The 8,310-nt window shown below is 35.5% G+C and carries 8 protein-coding genes and 1 pseudogene; all 9 read left to right on the top strand.

What is annotated here, in order from left to right; all coding sequences use genetic code 11:
* Positions 1-266: 266 nt before the first annotated feature.
* The 9 genes and pseudogenes from mobA (at position 267) to QVP90_RS11820 (ending at position 8,271) form a co-directional block, all read left to right on the top strand.
* A pseudogene (gene mobA / locus QVP90_RS11860) lies at positions 267-701 on the top strand (conjugal transfer protein MobA).
* A 724-nt stretch (positions 702-1,425) separates the two neighbouring features.
* Positions 1,426-2,304 (top strand): DNA-methyltransferase, encoded by an 879-nt coding sequence (locus tag QVP90_RS11855; protein WP_021936546.1) that lies wholly within the window; start codon positions 1,426-1,428, stop codon positions 2,302-2,304.
* On the top strand, positions 2,291-3,157 hold the full coding sequence (locus QVP90_RS11850) for a DNA-methyltransferase (protein ID WP_021936545.1): 867 nt from the start codon (positions 2,291-2,293) through the stop codon (positions 3,155-3,157). The genes QVP90_RS11855 and QVP90_RS11850 overlap by 14 nt, the downstream gene beginning before the upstream one ends.
* 16 nt (positions 3,158-3,173) lie before the next feature.
* Entirely contained in the window at positions 3,174-3,608 is a 435-nt protein-coding gene (locus QVP90_RS11845; protein ID WP_021936544.1) for a hypothetical protein, read from the top strand.
* Positions 3,609-3,616: 8 nt separating this feature from the next.
* Entirely contained in the window at positions 3,617-5,722 is a 2,106-nt protein-coding gene (locus tag QVP90_RS11840; RefSeq protein WP_021936543.1) for a DEAD/DEAH box helicase family protein, read from the top strand.
* Positions 5,715-5,897, top strand: coding sequence for a hypothetical protein (locus tag QVP90_RS11835; protein ID WP_021936542.1), 183 nt, complete (start codon positions 5,715-5,717; stop codon positions 5,895-5,897). The genes QVP90_RS11840 and QVP90_RS11835 overlap by 8 nt, the downstream gene beginning before the upstream one ends.
* A gap of 4 nt (positions 5,898-5,901) precedes the next feature.
* Entirely contained in the window at positions 5,902-6,873 is a 972-nt protein-coding gene (locus QVP90_RS11830) for an AAA family ATPase (RefSeq protein ID WP_021936541.1), read from the top strand.
* A 14-nt stretch (positions 6,874-6,887) separates the two neighbouring features.
* Complete coding sequence (locus QVP90_RS11825; protein ID WP_288204391.1) at positions 6,888-7,895, top strand: hypothetical protein; 1,008 nt, start codon at positions 6,888-6,890, stop codon at positions 7,893-7,895.
* A gap of 13 nt (positions 7,896-7,908) precedes the next feature.
* Positions 7,909-8,271 (top strand): hypothetical protein, encoded by a 363-nt coding sequence (locus tag QVP90_RS11820; RefSeq protein ID WP_021936539.1) that lies wholly within the window; start codon positions 7,909-7,911, stop codon positions 8,269-8,271.
* Positions 8,272-8,310 lie beyond the last annotated feature (39 nt).

Raw genomic sequence — 8,310 nt, 5'->3', positions numbered from 1 at the left:
CGGTTGTTGGCGGGAACCGCCATAATGCTCGGACAGAAAAAACTATCTACCTTTGTCGCCGGGAGAGCGCAGCCCGTTCTCGAAAGAGAACGTAAGACAAATGCTTCAGACCCTTAATCCGGCCCGACCGGATTTTAATATGCGTCAGCATATAGCGAGGTGTACTTTGAGGCCCTCACTTGAAGTTCAGGCCCTCAAAGTCTCGCCCGAAAGGTCTTTCGGGGACGGCGGTTCTCCCAAGTCGAACCTTTTAAAATATTCATGTCATGAAGAAAAGAATGCTTGTCAGAAACGGAGCGGGGCACAAAGTGCTCGCTGACCCACGGGTGCATCGCCACTCTGTGCGGTTGAGCAGTGAGGAAAATGAAAAATTCCTCACGATGTTTGAACAATCGGGTATGAAGAACAAGGCCGAATTTATCTTCGCCCGCATCTTCGGCTGAGAGTTCAAGGTGGTGAAGATTGACAAGGAAGCACAAGAATACTACGCCCAACTCACCGCTTTCTATCAGCAGTTCCGACGCATCGGAAACAACTATAACCAGTGTGTAAAGACTATCCACACTATTTATGGGGAGAAGAAATCGCTTGCGTTTCTCTACAAACTTGCCGGAGAAACCCGTAAGCTGGAAGAAGTATGCAAGCAGGTTATCGAACTGACAAAACGGTACGAAAAAGAGTATCTTACTAAAAGGGAATAGAGTCATGGTGCCGAATATCATATCGGGCAGTTCTTCCTATGGGGTGATTGCCCTATAGTACTTATGGCACTTTAGACATTAATATCAGTTCCCAATGTTTTAGGAAACTACCTTTCACACAAAGAACGTAAATCACTCAGCTAGTAAACTATTCTAAGTTCATGTGGATAACCGGAGCAGTAAATAATTATATGGAAATTAAACTATGAAAAAGATTACGATCTGTAAATGTGAAATTCCTGAATCTATTGGAGACTGAAAAGAATACTTTGCTAACCATTGTTGATATGTACAGGAACGGCTTTTGTATAAGGTTGTACAAATGTTATTTTTGTCTGAAGAAAAGTGCTTTACCGTACATTTGCAACATCATCATCGTATCATTTAATTGATAGTCAAGAGACAATCACCTGAAAATTTAGGTTCAATGTAACCAATCATATGTTCTAAATCTGTTTTTTTGTATTTTTCACCGTTATATCAAAAGAAACTCGTAAATTTGCAATTTACGAATTGTTGCAAATTAAAAATGGCCAAATAATAAATGCACTTACCAAATGGCTTATAAGTAGATTAAGTCGTTGTATAACAAGAGTTTGTTTAATATAAAAACATACGTTGATCAACCTTCAAGAAATGTCTTATGGATTTACTTGGATTTGGTTAAAGTTAATGATGCAGAAAACGTACAATAACACCTTTAAAAAGAAGGAATATATAAAAAATGACAAAAATTGAAATTGATAACTTTTATGTAGGAAGATGCGAGGAGGTAATGAAAGGTATTGATTCTGAGTCAATTGATATGGTTTTGACTTCACCTCCGTATGCAGACCAGCGTAGTTATGGAATAAAAAATTCAAAAATCAAACCTGATGGTTATGTTGAGTGGTTTAAGCCTATGGCTCATCAAATTTATAGGGTATTAAAAAATAACGGTAGTTTTATTCTTAACATTAATGATAAAGTTGTTGATGGATTTCAGCATTTATATGTTTTGAAATTGGTAATTTACTTGTGTGAAGAACTCAATTTCCATCTTGTAAGAGATTATATATGGTATAATCCCGCAACTCCTCCAAACGTATATTCAAGGGGGGGATATGGTCGAACAAAGAAGTCACATGAGTATTGTTTTTGGTTCAGCAAATCTTCTGAATGGAAATTTAATTTAGACGCTGTCAGAAAGCCATATTGCGGCGATATGACTAAGTATCTCAATGGAGAAGGTAAAGGTGAACGCAAAGATAACACTAGGCCAAGTACACATAATTTTAACTGTGGAAAGCAATGGACAAACCACGGAGGATCTGATCCTGGGTCAGTAATTGAAATTGCTAATACAAGTAGCAATGATGTGTTTATCAATCTATGTAAAGAGAGAGGAATCACTCACCCTGCCAGATTTCCAATAAAACTTGCTGATTTTTTTATAATGTCTGGCACCATTAAAGGTGATGTTGTGCTTGATCCATTTTCCGGCTCGGGAACAACTTGTGTTTCTGCAAAAAATAATGGAAGGCATTGGATTGGTATTGATGCAAATAAAGATTATTGTGAATTAGCTAAGCTAAGAATTGAACTTACAAATGAACAGCAATAAAAGGTTTGAAGTTAGGTGTATTGATGGTGCAGCAGGCTTAATGGAATTGCCAGATAAGTCTGTCAAGTTAATATATGGTTCACCACCATATCCTAATGCTAACAGAAACTATGGAGTGTGGAAAACTTCTGAGTATATTGACAAAATAACACCATTCCTTGACGCGGCTGTGTTGAAGTTAAGAGATGACGGCTTCCTCGTTATTAATGTAAAGGCAAATAGAGAAAAAGCCACATCGAAAATGTCTGCGCGTCGTTCTTTGGTGATTGAAAAACTAGCTATACTTCTAGAAGAAAACTGGCATCTCTATTGTGTTGACATAGAAGTATGGGTAAAAGAAAATCCGGTACCGACAGGACTTCGTTCCGCATGTCAGGATGCTTATGAGCAGAATCTTTGGTTCTCGAAGAGCCCTAAATGGGAACTCAATATCGATGCAATAAGAAGACCATATGATGAAAGCACAATTAAGAAATACCAAACATTAGAGTATAAACCTCGCGGAAATGGGGTTACCTATGTAAGAAAAAATAAGAAGATAGAACCGAATCCTTTAGGTGCCTTGCCTCTTAATGTTATAAGCGGCTCTGTGTCAGCAAAAAAGGATAATCATCAAGCTGTCCAGCCGCAGTATCTCCCAGAGAAATATATCAAAGCGACAACAAAAGAAGGAGATTTTGTTGTAGATCCTTGGCTTGGTTCTGGTACAACAGGTGTGGCAGCGTTGTTACTGAATAGAAAATTTGTTGGTTTTGATTTGTTTCCTGAATATGTGAAAGAATCAAAAAAGAAACTTTCATCAATAATAAAAAATGAAGGCAAGAGCGATAAAAAGAAGGATAGAACTTCATAAAAGATTTCTCAGAGATATGGGAAACTCGATTGTTAGCCACACTGATGTATCAATGTGGCCATTTGTGTTTTCTATTACCGAGCCTATTCCTATGACTTTTGCCCTTTACATTTACGATAACAAAAATCCTGCAGGAGGAAGGCCAAATCTTGAATATAAATTTAATATATACGTGCCTGGTCAAAAGCGTGGACAATATTCATCTTTTGACTATACGGAAGGATTTCCATTAATGGTTTCATATTCTGAAGATTATGATGTGTATATCATTTATGATGCAGAAAAACATACTAACTTCAAATGGTGTGCAAACATTCAAAGTCGATTAGAATTTATTCTTGATGCTTGCGGTGGAAATATTGCTACATTTGTCAAGAAAAATAATGAAGTGCTTATTGGAATAACGGGACGACACCTTTTAGAAGGTATTATTAAACGGCTCAATACATAGACTGAATAATGGCATTAAAAGATCATTCTTTTCGGACAAGCTATAACAAGATAGACCATGATATAGCTAAAGAATTCTATCTTCCGTGTATGCGAAACGCTATACGATATGATAGAGCCACTGGGTATTTCAGCAGTTCTATCTACATATTGTCGTGGAGTTATTTAAAAGAATTTGTTACTAACGGAGGAAAAATGAGAGTTGTTTGTTCTCCATATTTGGCCGTTAAGGATCAAGATGCTATTGAGGAAGGTACCATTTCTTTGAGTTCTGAGGAACAGCGAGATAATCTTTTCAAAGAATTTGAGAAAATATTTAAAAAAGACACTTTAAGTGCTCCAGAAAGAGTTCTAGCTTGCTTAATCGCAAAGGGAATCATGGAAATTAAAATAGCAGTGGGCAAATATGATCCCAATAGATTGTTTCATGACAAAGTTGGCCTTTTTTATGACACCAAGGGTTCTGTTGTAGCTTTCCGCGGTTCTGTTAATGAAACTTTTAAGGGACTGTCAGATGATGGTAATTTTGAATCTCTTGACGTCTTTGAAACATGGAGAAACAAATCTGAAGAAGAACGAGTAATCGATATACAACATCAATTTGAACGTGTTTGGCAAAATCAAAATGATAAAATTGTTGCCATTGAGCTTCCTAAGAATATTAAAGAACTTGTTGCTAAACATGCGACAAAAGAATCAACATGGACAGAGGCATTAGATGAAGTCTTGTATACTATTGATAAAGCATCTATTTGGAGTGCTGATAAAAGACCTAACGGGAAAAGACCAAGAGAACATCAACTAAATGCACTTGATGCATGGGAAAAAAATTTTAGAAGAGGAATATTTGAACATGCTACTGGCAGTGGAAAAACATTTTCTGCAATGTGTGCAATACGAAAATGTATAGAAGAAGGTTCTCCTGTAATTATTCTTGTGCCTTCAGTCGGTTTACTAGATCAATGGCATAGAGAATTAAAGGAAGTGTTTTCGGATCTTGATGTTCAGTATCTTTTATGCGGTGGTGGTTTTACAGATTGGAAACGTGAAATGGTACTCCGCGCTTTTACCGATACATGCTTTGATGAGAAACGTATAACTATCGCAGTTATGGAAACGGCTGCTTCGCCTGATTTTTACAATCAAGTAGTTTCTAGTGATAAACTTTTTCTGGTTGCCGATGAGGTTCATAGAATGGGAAGTGAAAATAGAAGGCGCATTTTCACTATAAATGCAGGTCGTCGATTAGGACTGTCTGCTACTCCAAAAAGATATGGTGATCCGGTGGGTACAGAATGTATCTTTAATTATTTTGGTGGTATTGTTGGGCAACCATATACTCTGAAAAATGCAATTGACGATAATGTCCTTTGCCATTATTTTTATTTTCCACACATAGTTTCTCTTAATAAATCTGAACAAGAAGAGTGGGATGAAATCTCTAAAAAAATATCTAAATTTGTAGCGAGATTGTCTTCTCAGAATGAAGATAATATAATGTCTAATAATCAAATAAAAAAACTTCTAATACAACGCTCGAGGATAATAAAAAATGCAGATGCGAAAATAAAATTGGCTTACGACGTACTACGAAACGATTATAAGGAAGGCGATCGATGGATTGTTTATTGTGATAATCATGCTCAATTAAATGATGTCCTTACTCGTTTGCTTAATGCAGGTATGAGGGCTTATGAATATCATTCTGAATTGGGAAAGGATAAGAAAGAGCAAACTTTGAAATATTTCTCCACAATTGGTGGAATAATAGTATCAATCCGGTGTTTAGATGAAGGTATTGATATACCCAATACTACACATGCGCTCATACTTGCTTCGTCACAAAACCCTCGCGAGTTTGTGCAAAGGCGCGGAAGAATATTGAGAAAGAGTAATAATAAAAATTTTTCATATCTTCATGATGCAATTGTAATACCTGATAAATTTGCTTCTAGTGACAAGGCTGGAAGTATCATTGAAATGGAACTTGTAAGATCTATTCAATTTGGCGAATGGTCAGAGGACAGCAAGTGTATTGTAGACCTCAAACTATTAGCTATTGATAACAATATTGATTATAATAATATTAAACTATCTAGCCAAGAATATGAATGAGATTAAAAACAAAGAAGAATTAAAGAATTTATTAGAATCGCTTCGTGCCTCTAATTATTCGCATATACCAAAGAATTTATTGTCTTTGATATTGGATGAGTTGGCTCTCAATAGTGATAATGCTAAAGCATTAGAAAAAATAAATGGCTTAGTTCATGAACACTTAAAGAAATAATGCTATGTTACGAATCGAAAAACTTATTTTAAATAATTTCGGTGTTTATTATGGTACGTCAACTTTAACATTGCCATATCAAAATGGCGTTACTGTCATATGGGGTAATAATGGTCATGGAAAAACGACTATAATGAATGCCTTCCGCTATGTATTATGGGGTGAGTTGTACGGTCGTAACAGGCGTATCTTACCACCAGTATCTTTCGTCAATACAGATGCCATTGTAGAGGGTAAAAATATGTTGGTGGAACTTTATATGCAGCATAATGGAATTCAATATATAGTTTCTCGTGGACTCAAAAGAAAGGGGGGATCTGGTTATGATGAATTAGACTATGAAAATATATTTCAAGTCAAACAAGGATCAAATATATTATCTAATAAAGAAGCTACTGAGTTGTTGTCATTAGCTTTGCCTAAAAGCATTTCTCGTTTTTATTTATTTGATGCTGAGTTACTTGGAGAATATGAAGACCTTCTAGATGAATCAAATCAAGAAGGACAAAAAATTAAAGACTCAATAGAGGCCATACTTGGTATGCCCATACTATTAAATGGACGTGACATATTTGAAGTTCTGATTACGCAGTATAATCAGGCTGTTGCAAAAGCATCTCAGAATAATGAAACAACAAAAGCTCATGCAGAATCTCTTAATAAGCTAAATGAAAAATTAGAGAATCTAAAAAGCAGTGAAAAAGATCTTAAAAATAAACTTGAAAAATTTATAGAAGAAAAAAATTTGCTTACCGATCAAATGGCTCAGTCTCTTACCTATAGCAAATTGCTGGGTGAAAGAAATGCTATTGAAGAAGGACTGTCTATGATACATCAAGAATTAGCAGATGCTCAAAAACACCTTACTGAAGAAGCAGATGAGGCTTGGCGGACTATACTTAATGACATTCTTGATTATGTGATAGAACACACTATTGCAGAAATTGAACCTATTGAAAATAAGAAAAAAAATTAGAGTTTGAGAGATCAGTGAATCAGTATATTAGAGAGCAATTATTACAAGACAACAATCATTGTCCAGTATGTAAAAATAATATAGATAGTACACTCTTATCAAACATAAGTGCTAGATTTTCTGCCACTTCAGTTCAATCGCTAACACAAGAGGAAAAAGATTTTTATAATAAAACTCAAGAACAAATAGCTTTCATGCGAAATTCATATAAAGAGGATCGTACTGAATGGATAAAGAATTCATTCAAATCATATGAAAGTTTGCTAATGAAACTGAGGCTCCAAGAAGTGAAATTATCTCAAAAAAACAAGGAAATATCCTCTATTAGTAGTACTTCATCTGAGCAAGAAACTAATATCTTAGCACTACCAAAGAAATTGGAACAATGTGAAACTAAGATATCTGAAGTAAAGAAGGGGCTTTCATTGAATGCAGATTCTAAAGCAGAAACACTTAATGGTATTACTAGGGTGAGTGCGATGCTTAAAAAAATATTAGGCGGTGCAGACCTTGAAACAGCTCTTAATGAGAAAGAATTCGTAGAAAGTATACACAAGCTGTTTTCAGATGGAATAGATTCTTTCCGTTCAAAACTAAAAGAAAGTGTTGAAAAAGACGCTACTACGTTCTTTAGAAGTATTTCTCACCAGCAAGACTTTGAAAGTCTTGCTATAAATGATAATTTCGGAATGAATATCGTTAAAACAGATGGTACTTTTGTTCCTAACCGTTCCTCTGGATATGAGCAGGTTGTTGCAATATCTTTGATTAGCGCGTTACATAAAAATGCTCCTATAGAAGGCCCTGTGTTTATGGATTCCACATTCCAAAGAATTGATCCTATTCATAAAATGAATACACTGAAAAGTCTTCCATTGCTTGGTAATCAGGTAATTGTTCTCGCATTTCAAGGTGAAATCGGTGATCTTAATGGAGTTAGAGAAAAACTTGGCTCCAATTTGATTCAAGAATATACTATTAACCAAATTTCCAGTTCTTACTCAGAATTGGTAAAAAGCTAAATTATAATATACCATGGCGGATTTGTTGAATTTTCACATCTCGGCAGAAGCTAATGCCAACATCGAATTATTACGTGCAAAATATCAATTTAGCACATTCACTTCTGCACTAAAGTTCTCTCTTCTATATGCTCTCAAATACCATAGAAATGAAATGGATTTTGAGAAATTGGATGAACAATATCCAAGTGATGGAACAAACTTAAATGTAGGGACTATTGACGATGATGGGATAATAAAGAGGCTCATGCCAATCTTATATCCACAATGCGAGACACCATATAGATATGCACGTGTAGCAGCGATATTTGGTGCAGAGAAAATAGGAGACAAAATAAAGGCATATGACAAAATAACATTAGCTGAACTCTTATAAAAACACTCACTCACTTGTAGCATTGAATGCTACAAGTGA

The organism is Bacteroides sp. CAG:189 (genome assembly GCF_000432295.1).
GTDB lineage: Bacteria > Bacteroidota > Bacteroidia > Bacteroidales > Bacteroidaceae > Bacteroides > Bacteroides salyersiae.
This window is presented reverse-complemented; position numbering and strand designations above follow the sequence as displayed.

Bases quoted from the DNA above. Each gene is read 5' to 3' on its own strand.
- QVP90_RS11855 (WP_021936546.1), top strand. From the start codon at position 1,426: ATGACAAAAATTGAAATTGATAACTTTTATGTAGGAAGATGCGAGGAG.
- QVP90_RS11850 (WP_021936545.1), top strand. From the start codon at position 2,291: ATGAACAGCAATAAAAGGTTTGAAGTTAGGTGTATTGATGGTGCAGCA.
- QVP90_RS11845 (WP_021936544.1), top strand. From the start codon at position 3,174: ATGGGAAACTCGATTGTTAGCCACACTGATGTATCAATGTGGCCATTT.
- QVP90_RS11840 (WP_021936543.1), top strand. From the start codon at position 3,617: ATGGCATTAAAAGATCATTCTTTTCGGACAAGCTATAACAAGATAGAC.
- QVP90_RS11835 (WP_021936542.1), top strand. From the start codon at position 5,715: ATGAATGAGATTAAAAACAAAGAAGAATTAAAGAATTTATTAGAATCG.
- QVP90_RS11830 (WP_021936541.1), top strand. From the start codon at position 5,902: ATGTTACGAATCGAAAAACTTATTTTAAATAATTTCGGTGTTTATTAT.
- QVP90_RS11820 (WP_021936539.1), top strand. From the start codon at position 7,909: ATGGCGGATTTGTTGAATTTTCACATCTCGGCAGAAGCTAATGCCAAC.